Annotated in this window: 14 protein-coding genes; 6 read left to right on the top strand and 8 right to left on the bottom strand. The window is 60.8% G+C overall.

The genetic code is table 11. The features are described 5' to 3' along the window. Nucleotides 1–137: 137 nt before the first annotated feature. From VF436_RS10180 to VF436_RS10170, 3 genes are all read right to left on the bottom strand, one after another. Nucleotides 138–362, bottom strand: a complete 225-nt coding sequence (locus VF436_RS10180) for a YdcH family protein (protein WP_330903907.1) — start codon at nucleotides 360–362, stop codon at nucleotides 138–140. 309 nt (nucleotides 363–671) lie between these two features. Further along, nucleotides 672–1,307, bottom strand: a complete 636-nt coding sequence (locus tag VF436_RS10175) for a DUF4398 domain-containing protein (RefSeq protein WP_330903906.1) — start codon at nucleotides 1,305–1,307, stop codon at nucleotides 672–674. Next, the gene (locus tag VF436_RS10170) at nucleotides 1,304–1,777 is read right to left on the bottom strand and encodes a DUF4398 domain-containing protein (protein WP_330903905.1); all 474 of its coding nucleotides are present in this window, start codon (nucleotides 1,775–1,777) and stop codon (nucleotides 1,304–1,306) included. Before VF436_RS10170 ends, VF436_RS10175 begins: the two co-directional genes overlap by 4 nt. 264 nt (nucleotides 1,778–2,041) lie before the next feature. Here VF436_RS10170 and VF436_RS10165 point away from each other — a divergent pair, with 264 nt between their 5' ends. Next, nucleotides 2,042–3,157, top strand: coding sequence for a PilT/PilU family type 4a pilus ATPase (locus tag VF436_RS10165; RefSeq protein WP_330903904.1), 1,116 nt, complete (start codon nucleotides 2,042–2,044; stop codon nucleotides 3,155–3,157). Between the two features lie 129 nt (nucleotides 3,158–3,286). Here the strand turns inward: VF436_RS10165 and maiA are convergent, their stop codons facing one another. After that, the gene (gene maiA / locus VF436_RS10160; RefSeq protein WP_330903903.1) at nucleotides 3,287–3,949 is read right to left on the bottom strand and encodes a maleylacetoacetate isomerase; all 663 of its coding nucleotides are present in this window, start codon (nucleotides 3,947–3,949) and stop codon (nucleotides 3,287–3,289) included. Between the two features lie 134 nt (nucleotides 3,950–4,083). On the opposite strand from maiA, the gene VF436_RS10155 reads away from it, so the two are divergent. Both VF436_RS10155 and VF436_RS10150 read left to right on the top strand, forming a co-directional pair. Beyond that, the gene (locus VF436_RS10155; protein WP_330903902.1) at nucleotides 4,084–5,262 is read left to right on the top strand and encodes a phosphoglycerate kinase; all 1,179 of its coding nucleotides are present in this window, start codon (nucleotides 4,084–4,086) and stop codon (nucleotides 5,260–5,262) included. Nucleotides 5,263–5,268: 6 nt separating this feature from the next. Then, the gene (locus tag VF436_RS10150) at nucleotides 5,269–5,904 is read left to right on the top strand and encodes an HAD hydrolase-like protein (RefSeq protein WP_330903901.1); all 636 of its coding nucleotides are present in this window, start codon (nucleotides 5,269–5,271) and stop codon (nucleotides 5,902–5,904) included. An 89-nt stretch (nucleotides 5,905–5,993) separates the two neighbouring features. Here VF436_RS10150 and tkt read toward each other — a convergent pair whose 3' ends face one another. Continuing rightward, the gene (gene tkt, locus VF436_RS10145; RefSeq protein ID WP_330903900.1) at nucleotides 5,994–8,003 is read right to left on the bottom strand and encodes a transketolase; all 2,010 of its coding nucleotides are present in this window, start codon (nucleotides 8,001–8,003) and stop codon (nucleotides 5,994–5,996) included. Nucleotides 8,004–8,270: 267 nt separating this feature from the next. Here tkt and VF436_RS10140 point away from each other — a divergent pair, with 267 nt between their 5' ends. The 3 genes from VF436_RS10140 (at nucleotide 8,271) to VF436_RS10130 (ending at nucleotide 10,527) form a co-directional block, all read left to right on the top strand. Beyond that, nucleotides 8,271–9,029, top strand: coding sequence for a porin family protein (locus tag VF436_RS10140; RefSeq protein WP_330903899.1), 759 nt, complete (start codon nucleotides 8,271–8,273; stop codon nucleotides 9,027–9,029). A 420-nt stretch (nucleotides 9,030–9,449) separates the two neighbouring features. Beyond that, on the top strand, nucleotides 9,450–9,731 hold the full coding sequence (locus VF436_RS10135) for a hypothetical protein (RefSeq protein WP_330903898.1): 282 nt from the start codon (nucleotides 9,450–9,452) through the stop codon (nucleotides 9,729–9,731). Nucleotides 9,732–9,933: 202 nt separating this feature from the next. Beyond that, complete coding sequence (locus tag VF436_RS10130) at nucleotides 9,934–10,527, top strand: porin family protein (protein WP_330903897.1); 594 nt, start codon at nucleotides 9,934–9,936, stop codon at nucleotides 10,525–10,527. A gap of 189 nt (nucleotides 10,528–10,716) precedes the next feature. Here VF436_RS10130 and VF436_RS10125 read toward each other — a convergent pair whose 3' ends face one another. From VF436_RS10125 to pyk, 3 genes are all read right to left on the bottom strand, one after another. Next, nucleotides 10,717–11,721, bottom strand: a complete 1,005-nt coding sequence (locus tag VF436_RS10125) for a class I fructose-bisphosphate aldolase (RefSeq protein ID WP_330903896.1) — start codon at nucleotides 11,719–11,721, stop codon at nucleotides 10,717–10,719. Nucleotides 11,722–11,872: 151 nt separating this feature from the next. Then, entirely contained in the window at nucleotides 11,873–12,322 is a 450-nt protein-coding gene (locus VF436_RS10120) for an energy transducer TonB (protein WP_330903895.1), read from the bottom strand. A gap of 61 nt (nucleotides 12,323–12,383) precedes the next feature. After that, entirely contained in the window at nucleotides 12,384–13,856 is a 1,473-nt protein-coding gene (pyk, locus tag VF436_RS10115) for a pyruvate kinase (protein ID WP_330903894.1), read from the bottom strand. Nucleotides 13,857–14,358 lie beyond the last annotated feature (502 nt).

Here is a 14,358-nt window from a genome sequence, read left to right as displayed (position 1 = left end):
GGTAGTTGTCTGCCGCAGGTCATGTCGCCGCAGCCATGGTGACCATGATAACCCGCGCGCTTGAGCGGCCTCAAAAAAGCAATGACCCCGGTCGCCATCAGCGCCCCGGGGCCATTCCTGTACGAAAACGTGCAGCGTCAGTGCGCGGTGTGCTTGACGTCCCACATCTTCTGCAATCGCTCTTTTGCTTGAAGCTTTTGAGTCTTCATGTGACGAAGCGTGAGGTCATCCATCGGGAGTACCCCGATCTGGGCGTCATGGACCTTGCTATCGAGTTCCCGGTGCCGCTGATAGAGCCGGCGAAACTCGACATCGGTCTTCAACAAGGCTTCGACATCTTCACGCTGCTGGTTTTCGAACATAGTCCGACCTCCTCGTTAGGGGCGGCAGGCACGGGACTGGTGCGCCTGCCAACGGTGATGGCCATGCGCGACCACACGCACCCCCGTCCGCAGTACGGGAGATGGCTGTTAGTCGAAGTAGGTGCGCGCATGATTCAGGTCAGTGCCCATGGCGCTCGGAAAGTGCCCCATGGGAGCTCGACGCTACTCCCGCTTTTCCGGGCATGCAAGCGCCAGCGCGAAGTGTTTGAATCCGCGCGCGAAAAAGCAAAAAGCCTGTCGAAACAGGCTTTTGCATGGAGCGTATATCAGAGTGGCAGTTCTACGTGTTCAGCCGCCCTTGGACTTCTTCTTCGGCGCCGGAGTCGAGGTGTCGCCACCTTGCTGCTGGGCACGCAGGGCACGGGCAGCCTGGGCCGCCAGCTCGGCTTCACGCTTGGCTGCGTTGGCCACCTTGCTCTGGGCCGCCGCCAGACGACGAGCCTGGTCGGCCTCGGCCTTGGCCTGCTCTGCCGCGGCGGCGGACGCCTGCCCCTGCTCCTGCAGGCGAGCAGCCTCTTCCTGCGCTGCCTGGAACTGCAAGCGGGCACGATCGAGTTCGCGTCGGGCCTGCTCGGCGTCAAGCCGACTGCCTTCGAGCTGAATCTGATCATGCTCGCGGTCGAGCTCGTTCAACTTGATCTGCGACACCTGGAACTGCGCGGAGGCCCGGGCCAGGTCCACCTGGCGCTCGGCGATGTACTGAAGATGCGGTCGATCCTTCGACTTGGCCTGGGACAAGCGACTGATGGCGTCGCGGGCGCGGGCCTGCTCGGCCTGGGCGTAGTTGCCCAGGTTGGGGTCGTTCGACAGCTGGTTCAGGTTGTTGGTCAGCCGCGTGACGTCCATGTCGTCCTTGGCGGCATGGGCGCCCGTGACGGCCAGCGCCAGTACGAACAGGCTGAGGGTAGTGGTAAGGCGCTTCACAGCTGGCCTCCCTGGTGGTTCGGATCGGGCAAGGTCTGGTCGGGCAGGGTCTGGGTGCCCTGGCCCTGGTCTTGCGGAGACGACAATTGCGACGACGACGGGGCCGGCAGGTCTTCCATCGGCTGCGCAGCCGGCAAGCCCGTGCTATCGGCCGGCGCGGGCATGGAAATCGGCGGCGGCGGATCGTTGTCATGGGCGTGCGCCTGCTCGATCTGCTGACGCAAACGGTCGTTGTCGCTGGTCTTCTGCTGGATCTGGGCTCGTGCGGCGGCCAGGCGGGCTTTGGCCCTGGCCAGTTCGGAGTCGGCACGCGACTCATCGGCCAACTGGGCCGCCACCTCGTATTTGCGGCTGGCCATGGCGGCCTGGGCCTGCTGGAACTTGCTCTGGGCGAAGCCCAGGTCGACTGGCGCGTAGTCGGCCGCGCCAGCGTCACGCGCCGACTGCAACTGGGATTGCGCCAGATTCATCGACCCATCGGGCGGCGGCACACTTGCGCAGCCAGCCAGCGTAGCCATCACCGAGGCTAGCGCCAGGGTCGAAACCGCGGTCCGGACGCGCCTGGAGCGCCCCATTCGCGGGGAGAAGATGTGCACCATCACTCATTCCTCTAAGAGTGTCACAGCGTATTGTGGGCGGGCATAATCGCCGATTGCAACGCAATACTAAATAAAAGGCACGAACCGGCCGATGGAGTGACGGATTCGTGCACCGGGCTATAACAGGGGATTCACGTGGATATCGGTTACTTCCTTAAGCTGATGGTGGACAAGGGCGCGTCGGATATGTTCCTGACGACAGGCGCCCCGGTGAACATCAAGGTCGAGGGCAAGCTCTACCCATTGGGCAATACCGGCCTGCCCAGCGGCATGGTCAAGAAGATCGCCTACTCGCTGATGGACGAAGGCCAGGTGCCCCAGTTCGAGCGCGACCTGGAGCTGAACATGGCACTGGCGGTCAAGGAGGCCGGCCGTTTCCGTATCAACGTCTTCAAGCAACGCGGCGAAGTGGGCATGGTGATCCGTGCCATCAAGAGCGAAATCCCCAGCATCGATCAGTTGCAGCTGCCAGGCATCTTTCGCGAGCTGATCATGGAGCCTCGCGGCCTGATCCTTGTGGTCGGTGCCACCGGCTCGGGCAAGTCCACCACCCTGGCGGCGATGATCGACCACCGCAACCAGAACAGCTCCGGACATATCCTCACCATCGAGGACCCGATCGAATACCTGCATCGCCACAAGAAGTCGATCGTCAACCAGCGCGAAGTGGGCCTGGATACCCACAGTTATCACGAGGCGCTCAAGAACGCCATGCGTGAAGCGCCGGACGTGATCATGATCGGCGAGATCCGCGACACCGATACCATGGAGGCGGCCATCGCCTTCTCCGAGACCGGGCACCTATGCCTGGCCACGCTGCGTTCGAACAATGCAGACCAGACCCTGGAACGCATCCTCAATTTCTTCCCGGAATCGGCCCACAAGAACGTGCTGATGAACTTGGCGCTGAACCTGCGTGCGGTCATCAGCCAACGTCTGGTGCTGGGCAAGGACGGTCGTCGCATCCCCGCCACCGAGGTGCTGCTCAATACGCCGCTGATCCGCGACATGATCCGACGTGGCCAGATCCACGAGATGAAGGAAGCCATGGATCGCAGCCTCCAGGAAGGCATGCAGACCTTCGACCAATCGCTTTATCGCCTGTACAAGGAAGGCCGTGTGGAACTGGACGAGGCACTGAACAAGGCTGATTCGCGCGACGGACTGGCCTTGAAGGTGCGCCTGTCCGAGGGCGGTGGCAGCCAGAGCACAGAACTGATGGGCAGCGACCCCTATGGGCTGGGGTTCTGAGTAGGGATGGTCGGGGGGGGTGAGTCGCAAAACCGGGCTGATGCCTGGCAGCTCATGGTTTTCAGCCCCTGACCCGTCACTCCTGACAGGCGGCAACGCCATCGGCCTCGAATGAGCATAGCGAGCTATTTAGCTCGCTATCGACGGGGCATCCCTCTGCACCTCGGGCACCGCCCTGGCAAATGCCTCCAGTTCGTCGCATGCAGCCTTGATTCGCAGCAGGGTCGGATAGTCGCCCAGCGGCACACCCCACCGCACGGCGTTGTACAACTGCGGCACCAGCACTAGATCGGCGATGCCCGGCGTGTCGCCATGACAGAAGCGTCCGGTACGCCGATCGCCAGCCACCAGTTGTTCGAAGGCCGCCAGGCCCGCCACGATCCAGTGGCGTGACCACTCGGCCTTATCGGCCTTGTCGCCGAACTGCTTCTCCAGATATTGCAACACGCGCAGATTGGCGACCGGATGCACGTCGCACCCGATCACTTGTGCCAGCGCACGCACCCGAGCGCGCCCCAGCGCATCCACGGGCAACAACGGCGGATCGGGATATATCTCGTCAATGTATTCGATGATCGCCATCGACTGCGTCAATACGTCGCGGCCATGGATCAAGGTGGGCACCACGTCGAGCGGATTGAGCGCGTGGTATTCGGGCCGGTGCTGCTGGCCGCCGTCCTGGATCAGGTGAACGGGATGATCGCGGTAACCCACACCCTTGAGATTCAGGGCGATACGGACGCGATAGGCCGCACTGGAGCGCCAGTAGCCATACAGCGTGATGTCGGACATGCATGCACCGTCGGCGATGAGGAAGAGCACAGCATAACCGGCCAATTTGCATCCCCTGAAGGCCGGCGGGACAATGCACAGTTCACGCCCTTGGCAGGCGTGCATCCTTCCAACGCCTTAAAGGGATAGCCATCGTGTCCATCACCCGCATGAGCGACCTGGATCTACGCGGCAAGCGCGTACTGATCCGCGAAGACCTGAACGTGCCGATCGAGAACGGCAAGATCACTTCCACCCAGCGCCTGGATGCTTCGCTGCCCACCATCGAGGCGGCACGCGATGCCGGCGCGAAGGTCATGGTCATTTCGCACCTGGGGCGGCCGAAAGAAGGCCAGTTCGATGAAGAATCCTCGCTCGCCCCGGTGGCCCGTTGGCTGGGCGATAAGCTGGGCAAGGAGGTTCGCCTGGTCCGTGACTACCTCGACGGCGTCGATGTTGCCGATGGCGAAGTCGTGGTGCTGGAAAACTGCCGTATGAACGTCGGTGAGGGCAAGGACGACCAGACCCTGTCCAAGAAGTATGCCGCGCTGTGCGACATCTTCGTGATGGATGCCTTTGGCACCGCACACCGCGCGCAGGCCTCCACGCATGGCGTGATCAAGTTTGCCCCGATCGCCTGTGCCGGTCCGCTGCTGTCAGCCGAACTCGACGCGCTGGGTAAGGCACTGGAAAACCCCGCCCGTCCGCTACTTGCCATCGTGGCTGGCTCGAAGGTTTCCACCAAGCTGCAACTGCTGGAAAACCTGATCGGCAAGGTTGATCAACTCATCGTCGGCGGTGGCATCGCCAATACCTTCATCGCCGCCAACGGTTATGGCGTGGGCAACTCACTGTATGAGGCCGACCTGATCGATGCGGCCAAAAAGGTTGCCAAGATCGCCAAGGGTCGCCAGGCCGATGTGCCGCTGCCGGTGGACGTGGTGGTCGCGCCGGAGTTCTCCGCCCATGCGTCGGCCACGATCAAGCCGGTCGATCAAGTCAAGGACGGCGAGATGATCCTGGACATCGGTCCAGCCACGGCCAAGCAATATGCCGAGCTGATCGCCAAGGCCGGCACCGTCGTCTGGAATGGCCCGGTGGGCGTGTTCGAATTCGATGCCTTCAGCCATGGCACCGAAACGCTGGCGCGCGCGATCGCCGCCTCGAAGGCGTTCTCCATCGCCGGCGGCGGCGACACGCTGGCCGCCGTGGACAAGTACGGTATCGAAGACCAGGTGTCCTACATCTCCACGGGGGGTGGTGCTTTCCTCGAATTCCTCGAAGGCAAGGAACTGCCCGCCGTCGCGGCTCTGAAAGCGCGCGCATCGGAGTAAGACACAATGCTTTGCCTGTTCGACCTGGATGGCACGCTGATCGATTCCGAGGAAGGCATCTTCGGCTGCGTGCGCCATGCATTGACCCAGATGAAAGCAGCCATTCCCAGTGATGCCGAGTTGCGTCACTGGATCGGCCCTCCACTGAGGCACAACTTCGCCCCCTTGCTCGATCATGACGCCGAGCGTATCGAGCAAGCCGTGCAGCACTACCACGAGCGCTTCCAGACGCATGGGCATCGCGAATATGCGGTTTATCCGGGCATCGAGGCACTCGTGCGGGCCTTGCATGCAGCGGGGCATACCTTGGCCATTGTCACCAGCAAGACGTTGGAAAACGCAGCGCCGATCATTGCCGCCCTGCCCTTCGGATCTTTATTCGTGCGCATGTACAACCCCGATGCGCGCAGCGCGATGAGCGAGAAGGCTTCCATGATCGCCGCGGCCCTGATCGATTTCGACATAGACGCATCGCAGGCGGTCATGATTGGTGACCGCAAGTACGACATCGAAGGCGCCATCGCCAACCAGGTCCATAGCATCGGCGTGCTATGGGGTTTCGGTGACCGTACCGAACTGGAAGCGGCAGGCGCTCACGATATCGCCGCCGATACGCAGGAACTGCTGGCCCTGTTGTCGTGACCGGACACTCCGGCATCGCTGGATAATGACCGCTTCAACGAAAAAGCCGCGATGCTTCGCGGCTTTTTCGTTTGCAACCGACTGTCAGGTCAGCCAATGACTTTCTTCACCGCGTCGACTACGTTCGGCACGGTGAAACCGAAGTAATCAAAAAGCTTTTCGGCAGGCGCGGATGCGCCGAAGGTGGTCATGCCGATCACCGCACCATCCAGACCCACGTACTTGTACCAGTAGTCGGCACTGGCCGCTTCCACGGCCACGCGTGCGCGACACCAGCCGGGAAGCACGCTCTCGCGATATTCGGGCGATTGCGCATCGAACAACTCGGTGCACGGCATCGACACCACGCGTACCGGCACGCCTTGCTGCGCCAGCGTCCGCGATGCCTCCATCGCCAGTTCCACTTCCGAGCCGGTGGCAATGAGGATGGCCTTGAACTTGGTATCCAGGGGGTCGGACAACACGTAGCCGCCACGCGAGATGTCCGCGAGCTGCTGCTCGGTACGCTGCTGGTGCTTGAGCGTCTGGCGCGAGAACACCAGGCATGCCGGGTTGTCTTTGCGCTCGATCGCCACCTTCCAGCTGACGGCCGATTCCACCGCGTCGCATGGGCGCCACAGCTGGTTGTTCGGAATCAGGCGCAGCGAGGCCAGGTGCTCGACCGGCTGATGCGTCGGGCCATCTTCACCCAGGCCGATCGAATCATGCGTGTAGACATGAATATTGTGTGCGGGAATGAGCGCGCTCATGCGTACGCCGTTGCGGGCGTAATCGGAGAACACCAGGAACGTGGCGTCGTACGGAATGAAACCACCATGCAGCGATATGCCATTGCTGATCGCGGTCATGCCGAATTCGCGCACGCCGTAGTGCACGTAGTTGCCTTTGCCGTCGCTGGAATTGCCAACGGCCGCTTCCAGACTGCCCTTCCACTTAGTGAGATTGGAGCTGGCCAGGTCGGCAGAGCCACCAAGCAGTTCCGGCAGCAGCGGACCGAATGCATCCAGCGACATCTGCGAAGCCTTGCGTGAAGCGACATCCGGACCGTCGGCCTGCATCTTGGCAATGAACGCCTGCGACTTTTCGGCCCAGTCCTTGGGTAGTTCGCCAGCCATGCGGCGCTTGAATTCGGCAGCCAGCTCCGGATACGCGGCAGCGTACTTGTCGAACGCCTGATTCCACGCCTGCTCGGCGGCAGCACCTTCGCGCTTGTGATCCCAGGCGGCGTAGATTTCCTGCGGAATCTCGAACGGCGGGTATTTCCAGCCCAGTTGCTCACGTGCGGCGGCGACTTCGTCCTTGCCCAGTGCCGAACCGTGGCTTTCTTCCTTGCCCTGCTTGTGCGGCGCACCGAAGCCGATAATGGTCTTGCAGCAGATCAACGTCGGCTTGTCATGTTGCGACGTGGCCTGCGCAATAGCTTGCTTCACTGCATCGGCATCGTGACCATCAACGTGGCGGATCACGTTCCAGCCGTAGGCTTCGAAACGCTCGGGTGTGTTGTCAGTGAACCAGCCCGGGACTTCACCATCAATGGAAATGTTGTTGTCGTCGTAGATTGCGACCAGCTTGCCCAACTGCCAGGTGCCGGCAAGCGAGGCGGCTTCGTGCGAAACGCCTTCCATCATGCAACCGTCGCCCATGAACACATACGTGTGGTGGTCGACGATGGTGTGATCGGGCTTGTTGAAATGGTTGGCGAGAATCTTCTCGGCAAGGGCGAAGCCCACGGCATTGGCAAAACCTTGCCCCAGCGGGCCGGTGGTGGTTTCGACACCAGGGGTTTCGCTGGCTTCCGGATGGCCGGCGGTCTTGGAATGCAACTGGCGGAAGCGCTTGAGCTCATCCATGGGCAGGTCGAACCCGGTCAAGTGCAACAGCGCGTACTGCAGCATGGAGCCGTGACCATTGGAGAGCACGAAACGATCGCGATTGGCCCACTTCGGATTGGTCGGGTTGTAGTGCAGGAAATCCTTCCACAGGACTTCGGCGATATCGGCCATGCCCATCGGCATGCCGGGATGGCCGGAATTGGCCTGCTGCACGGCATCCATGGCAAGGGCGCGGATGGCGTTGGCGAGTTCGCGACGGGTGGGCATCTATCGTTCTCCTGAAGAGGGCAACGCGAAAAAACGCCATTGTCGCCGATTCGATGTGAAGCTGTCGCCGTTTCGTGCAGATCATGTGGAAACGATGCTTAGCAAATTAACGCGGCCTTAATTAATTTCTTCCGACTTTGAAACCCTTCAGGAAAAGGTCTTTCTAATAACCACGGTGCTGCAAACCCCTGCAGTCACCAACCCTGTATCGCTTCCCCTGTTTTCGGCGATGCGGGCTGGATCCAGATAAAAAATTAGGAGTCCCCGATGAATAAGAAGCTACTCGCCGTCGCGTTTGCGGCCGCTGGCCTTAGTGCCGCCCCCGCCGTGTTTGCCCAGCAAGCCAATTCGAACACGGGCTATGCGCCAACCTATACCGGTCCCGATCAGGATCACTTCCAGCCTGGTCAGCCGGTTGGCTCGGGTAACTGGTTTATCGACGCCAATGTCGGTCGCACCGGCGGCGGCAATGGTGGTTTTGGCCAGAACCTGGACAGCTTCAATTTCACAAAGGGTGAGCGCGGTCGTCGCACTGGCTACGGTCTGACTGGCGGTTACCGCTGGAAGGTTGGCCAGGATTTCGGCCTGGGCCTGGAAGCGGGTTACGTTGACCTGGGCAACTTCCGCGTCAAGAACGTCTTCAATTCGCAGCCGGTCAATCAGTCCAGCACCACCAATGCCCTGCGTGGCTGGCTGGTGGGCGTGAACGGCCGCATGAACCTGGTCGACGGCTGGTACCTGAGTGCCCGCGGCGGCTACTTCCACGCCAACAACTATGATCATCGCTACACCGCGGATGAGTCGGCTGCGCTGGGTGTGACCACGGGCGGCCGCGCTGGTCGTGGTAGCTGGTATGCCGGCCTGGGTACCGGTTGGGATATCAACCAGCACTGGGGTGTGGGTGTGTCGTATGACTACTTCCATGCCAATGCTGGCAAGCTCATCGACACCGCCACGGGTGCTACTGAGTCCGACCTGAAGCGTTCGACCGGTATCGTTTCGCTCTCGGGCGAATATCGCTTCTGAGCCGAGCAAGTCGACTGAAGAAACGGGCCCTCGGGCCCGTTTTTTTATGCGCGCGCTCGGGCCTACGTTAGGACGCGGCGTACGTCAATTGAACGTGCAAAACGTTGGCGTTATTTATGGAAACCTGAGGGTATGGAGATCTAAGGGCACCTCGAAAAGCCTCTCATCGACGTCGTCACATCAACGGATCCTCCGAGGGATCGGTAGCCGCGATCGAGTGCCTGCCGAACCATCAAGGCCGGTGACTTACATCCTGGCATTCGCCTGGATGATGAATAGGAAAGATTTTTCGAGATCCCATCCACCCAGGAACGTTGCGCGGTATGAAATCGAATGTGACGCGCTTGCGATTCAGTCGCAAATTGCACTACACCGGAAGTCGCTCCAACCCGATACAGAGCCATACCAAGGAGAAGGTGCATGAAAAAACATATCGGACTACTTTTTCTCTGCGCGATGACTCTGCCATGGTCGGCAACCTCGGCGCGGGAATTATCAGCCAAACCCCCTACCTGGCATGATCTAGCAACGCAAACATCAGCTTCATCCCGTCAGGGCTCCGATCGGCACTATCGTGGCTACCACTTCACACGCCGCATCCGCGTGGGCTCGGACTACGCCTACTTCGAGCCGTCACGTGGGTTGAAGCTGGACGCCAGCAAGCGCTTTCATGCCAGTGGCATTCAGGTGGCGCTTGAATAAATTTCAACTCTTTGAATTTACTTATTTATCTAGCAAGCTCAGTCAGAAGCATTAATGGATTCTTAATACTGTACTTCTGAGTATTGAATCATCTGACAGCGTCTCCATCTAACGGTCAGCACATCGCAACACGCATGTGCGTGGTTCATCGGCTTCCCCCTTTCGTGCCGATGAGCTACACCCGTATAACAGGAGAATCTCCATGAAAAAGACGCTGCTTGCCCTCGCTTTCGCCACTGCCGGCCTGCTGTCCGTGCCCGCTGCCTTTGCCCAGGATGCCAAGACCGATAACGGTGGCTGGTTCATCAATGGCAACGTGGGCCGCACCTCGATCGACAAGGGCCCTTATGACGATCACGACACCGGCTACGCGCTCAACGGCGGCTATCGCTGGGCCGTGAATCCGTCAGTGGCGCTGGGTGTGGAAGCCGGTTACAACGATCTCGGCAACATCCACGCCAAGAATGTCTTCAACAGCCGGCCTGTCGTCGACGGCACCAAATCGCAGTTGCATGGGTGGACAGCCGGCGTGAACGGCCACTTCAACCTGACGCCGAATTGGTACCTGAGTGCACGTGGTGGTATCTACGGCTGGCGCGGTCACGGCCTGAGCAACGATGATCTGCCTAGCCGACACAATCTCAACGACACCAGCTGGTATGCCGGCGCGGGCGTTGGCTACGACTTCACCAATAACGTGAGCGTCGGTATCAACTATGACTACTACGATGCCAAGAAGCACAACGTGGATTTGAGCACCGACATGGTCTCGATCAGCGCCGAGTACCGGTTCTGAGGCGTGAGGTCTACCCGCTTTGGCGGCCTGTGACATCGCCCACTTTGCAAGCTGTAGCGAGTAAAAATAGCAAGCGCAAGCGAAAAGCCCGCGGCTCATTGAGCTCGCGGGCTTTTTTACTCTCTACTTTTCACAGGCCGCTTCGGCCGCTGATCTCACAGCGAGCAAAGCGAGCGATTTGAATCAAAATCAGCCGTTCCACTGCCCTAGCGCGGCCAGGCCGTTTTCTTTGGCGCGAGCATGGACGATCTTCTGGGCTTCGGCCACATTTGCCTTGATGTCCTTGGACCACAGCTTGAGCGCAGCCTGTTGCATGGCGCGTCCGTAGGAGAAGGACAGTGGCCACGGATGCGGACCCATGCGGTTCATGGCATTGAGGTGCGCCGTGGACTGCTGATCGGTCTGGCCTCCGGAGAGGAACACGATGCCCGGCAGCGTGGCCGGCACGGTGGTCTTGAGCACGCGAACGGTGGCTTCTGCCACTTCCTCGACATCGGCCTGCTCGTCGCAGTCCTTGCCGGCAATGACCATGCTCACTTTCAGGATGGTGCCTTCCAGCAGCACATTCTGCTCGTACAGGGCATTGAACAGGCTGCGCAGCACAGCCTCATGCACTTCGTAGCTGACCTCGATGGTGTGCTCGCCATCCATGATGACTTCCGGCTCCACCATCGGCACCAGACCGGCTTCCTGGCACAGCGCCGCATAACGGGCCAGCGCATGGCAATTGGCCTCGATGGCTGTGGAGCTGGGGTTGTCTTCGCTGATGTTGATCACGGCGCGCCACTTGGCGAACTGGGCACCCAGCTTGGCGTACTCCTGCAGGCGCTCACGCAGGCCGTCCAGGCCTTCGGTGACCACGTCACCCGGGAAACCGGCCAGGGCCACCGGGCCCTTGTCCACCTTGATTCCCGGGATGATGCCGTTCTTCTTCATGACCTGAGTGAACGGTATGCCGTCCTTGGTGGACTGGCGAATGGTCTCGTCATACAGGATGGCACCGGAGATGTGCTCGCCCAGGCCAGGCGTGGTCAGCAGCAACTCACGGTAGGCGCGACGATTTTCCTCGGTATTGTCGATGCCGACGGCCTCGAAACGCTTCTTGATCGTGTTGGTCGATTCATCGATGGCGATGATGCCCTTGCCCGGCGCAACCATGGCCAGGGCAATGCTTTCGAGATCTTCGATGCTCATTGACGACTCCGCTGAATGCGCGCAGGAATGCTGCTGCGCAACATGACAAAAAGCCGGCCAAGGCTGGCCGGCAAGGCTGAAAGCGGCTGATTATAGCCCGAACGCCACCGCCGGGCTTGGCTGGCCCTTGGAGACCACCTGGTCAGCTTTCTCAGTGATAGCCAGGGAGCTGGCAGGCAGCACTGATCTGCTTGGCCTGCGCGGGGTCACTGGGCAGGTTGAACGACACCACGTAGTACGTGGCGATCGGCTGGCGGTCATCCTTGTTGCTCAACGACGGGCCGTAGTGGAAGCGGGCCACCATGCTCTTGGCCGCGCTGCCCAGGTCGCTGTCTGGCACTACCTTGGCGACTTCGATATTCGTTGGATTGCCTTCGGACCCAATCACATAGCTCACCGCCACGCAGCCGGGCTTGTCCAGGTTGCGACCGGTATTGGGCATGTCGGCATCGACCTGCGTGTTGAGCACGATCCAGTAGTTTTCAAGCCGCTCGGGCGGGACCTTGCGAAATTGGGTCGTTTGGGCCAGCGCGGGCACGGCCGGTGCCACCAGCAGGGCAAGGGCCAGACCACGGGTGATACGTGAAAGGAGGGGCATCATCACGGCTTCCTGCGTGCTAGGGGAGTGCCGAGTGTACGGCACGCCCCCTTGCCCTGGCACATCACAGGTCGCGCAGGCTTTCCACCATGCCTTCGGCCCCGACCGCGAGCAACTTGACGGTATTGGTACCACCGCCGCGGCCGACATGGTCGCCATGGGTCACGACCACACGGTCGCCTTCGGCCAGGCGCCCCTGGGCGAAAAGTTCCTGCACGGCCTTGCGCGCCGACGAAGCCATGGTCTGGCCACCGTGGGTGAATTCCACCGGCTGCACGTCGCGCAGCATCAGCATGCGGCGACGTGCATCGGCGAACGGCGAAAGCGCGTAGATCGGCACGGCACTGCGATAACGGGACAGCCACTGGGCCGTGGCACCGGATTCGGTCAACGCCACGATCGCGCGACAACCAACCTCGCTGGCCATGACCATCGCGGCCAGGGCAATGGCCTGGTCGGTACGATCCAGACGGTGACCCGCCGAGGCGAGATCTTCCTTGGGCTCGAACTGACGCTCGGCACCCAGGCAGATACGCCGCAAGGCTGCGACCGCCTTGTCAGGATGAGCGCCGGCGGCCGACTCTTCCGACAACATCACAGCATCAGTGCCATCGATCACCGCGTTAGCTACGTCCAGCACCTCGGCGCGCGTGGGAATCGGCGAGCGCACCATCGATTGCAACATCTGGGTCGCGGTAATAACCGCGCGGTTACGCTGCACGGCCTCACGAATGATTTTCTTTTGCAGACCAGGCAGTTCGGCGTCGCCAATTTCCACACCCAGATCGCCGCGCGCGACCATCACCACGTCCGAGGCATCGATGATCTCTGCAAGCACAGGAATGGCATCGGCCCGCTCGATCTTGGCCACCAGGCCTGCGTTGCCGCCCGCCTCGTGCAACAGGCGGCGCGCCTGCTCCATGTCTGCGGCCGAGCGCACGAACGACACCGCGAGGAAATCGGCACCGATCTCGGCGGCCAGCTTGATGTCCGCCTTGTCTTTATCCGAAAGCGCATCGACTGAGAGACCACCGCCTTGGCGATTGAGGCCCTTGCGATCGGACAGCTTGCCGCCGATCAGTACCTTGCATCGAATCTCGCTGCCAACGATTTCCTCGACCGTCAAAGCGACCAGTCCATCATCAAGCAACAACACATCGCCTGCGTTGACATCCCTGGGCAGGTCGTAATAACTCACACCCACGTGTGATTCGTCGCCGGCCGGCGCATCAGGACGGCAATCGAGTACAAACGAATGCCCTTCGATCAGCTGAATCGGTCCATTGGCGAAACGCTCGACACGAATCTTCGGGCCTTGCAAGTCGGCCAGGATGCCCACCTCGCGACCGAGGTTTGCCGCCGCTTCGCGCACCGCGTTGGCGCGCGCCCGGTGATCGTCCGGCTGGCCATGCGAGAGGTTCAGTCGAACGACATCGACGCCCTCGCTGATGATTTTCTGCAGCATGCCGGGCACATCCGTGGCCGGTCCCAGGGTGGCGACGATCTTGGTTCGCCGTGAAGGAGTTTCGGTTGTCATCCTGCGAAGGTATCAGAACTTTATGGCCGTCCAAACCTCTGAAATCCGTTTTCGCGACGCCGCTTCGCATGGAAAAAAGTGGCCTTTTTACAGCACCTCGCGGCAGAGCTCGCGTACCACTGCCATGTCCGGGAAGTGGTACGCCTCACAATCCCTTTACGCCACTTGCCTTGTGTGCAAGTGGTCGATGCCATCGATCGCATACCAGGTAAGTTGACCGCCGCCGCCGCATCCAAGTGGCATGCTCTGCGAGCGCGATCGCATGCGGTTTGCGCTGCACCGCAGCATCGCCAAATTGACAAGCCAGCATCGTCTCGTCCTTCCGGTTAGCATGCGCAAGGCCGTCATATGAGGCGCAAGAGAACCATGGCATGACAAGGAATCAAATCGTCGCCCTCATCTTTGCCACCCGCCTGTTGACGCTTGCGCCGATAATTCACGCCAATGACCGGTCCGATGCTGGCCATGCTCCCGTTCCTTCAATCGAAGACTTCACCCGTCC

Source organism: Dyella sp., from assembly GCF_036384435.1.
In the GTDB taxonomy this organism is placed as follows: domain Bacteria; phylum Pseudomonadota; class Gammaproteobacteria; order Xanthomonadales; family Rhodanobacteraceae; genus GSA-30.
This window is presented reverse-complemented; position numbering and strand designations above follow the sequence as displayed.

Coding starts and splice junctions, on each gene's coding strand:
- VF436_RS10130 (WP_330903897.1), top strand. CDS start 9,934: ATGAAAAAGACGCTGCTTGCCCTCGCTTTCGCCACTGCCGGCCTGCTG.
- VF436_RS10135 (WP_330903898.1), top strand. CDS start 9,450: ATGAAAAAACATATCGGACTACTTTTTCTCTGCGCGATGACTCTGCCA.
- VF436_RS10140 (WP_330903899.1), top strand. CDS start 8,271: ATGAATAAGAAGCTACTCGCCGTCGCGTTTGCGGCCGCTGGCCTTAGT.
- maiA (WP_330903903.1), bottom strand. CDS start 3,949: ATGTCCGACATCACGCTGTATGGCTACTGGCGCTCCAGTGCGGCCTAT.
- VF436_RS10120 (WP_330903895.1), bottom strand. CDS start 12,322: ATGATGCCCCTCCTTTCACGTATCACCCGTGGTCTGGCCCTTGCCCTG.
- VF436_RS10180 (WP_330903907.1), bottom strand. CDS start 362: ATGTTCGAAAACCAGCAGCGTGAAGATGTCGAAGCCTTGTTGAAGACC.
- VF436_RS10125 (WP_330903896.1), bottom strand. CDS start 11,721: ATGAGCATCGAAGATCTCGAAAGCATTGCCCTGGCCATGGTTGCGCCG.
- VF436_RS10170 (WP_330903905.1), bottom strand. CDS start 1,777: ATGAATCTGGCGCAATCCCAGTTGCAGTCGGCGCGTGACGCTGGCGCG.
- pyk (WP_330903894.1), bottom strand. CDS start 13,856: ATGACAACCGAAACTCCTTCACGGCGAACCAAGATCGTCGCCACCCTG.
- VF436_RS10150 (WP_330903901.1), top strand. CDS start 5,269: ATGCTTTGCCTGTTCGACCTGGATGGCACGCTGATCGATTCCGAGGAA.
- tkt (WP_330903900.1), bottom strand. CDS start 8,003: ATGCCCACCCGTCGCGAACTCGCCAACGCCATCCGCGCCCTTGCCATG.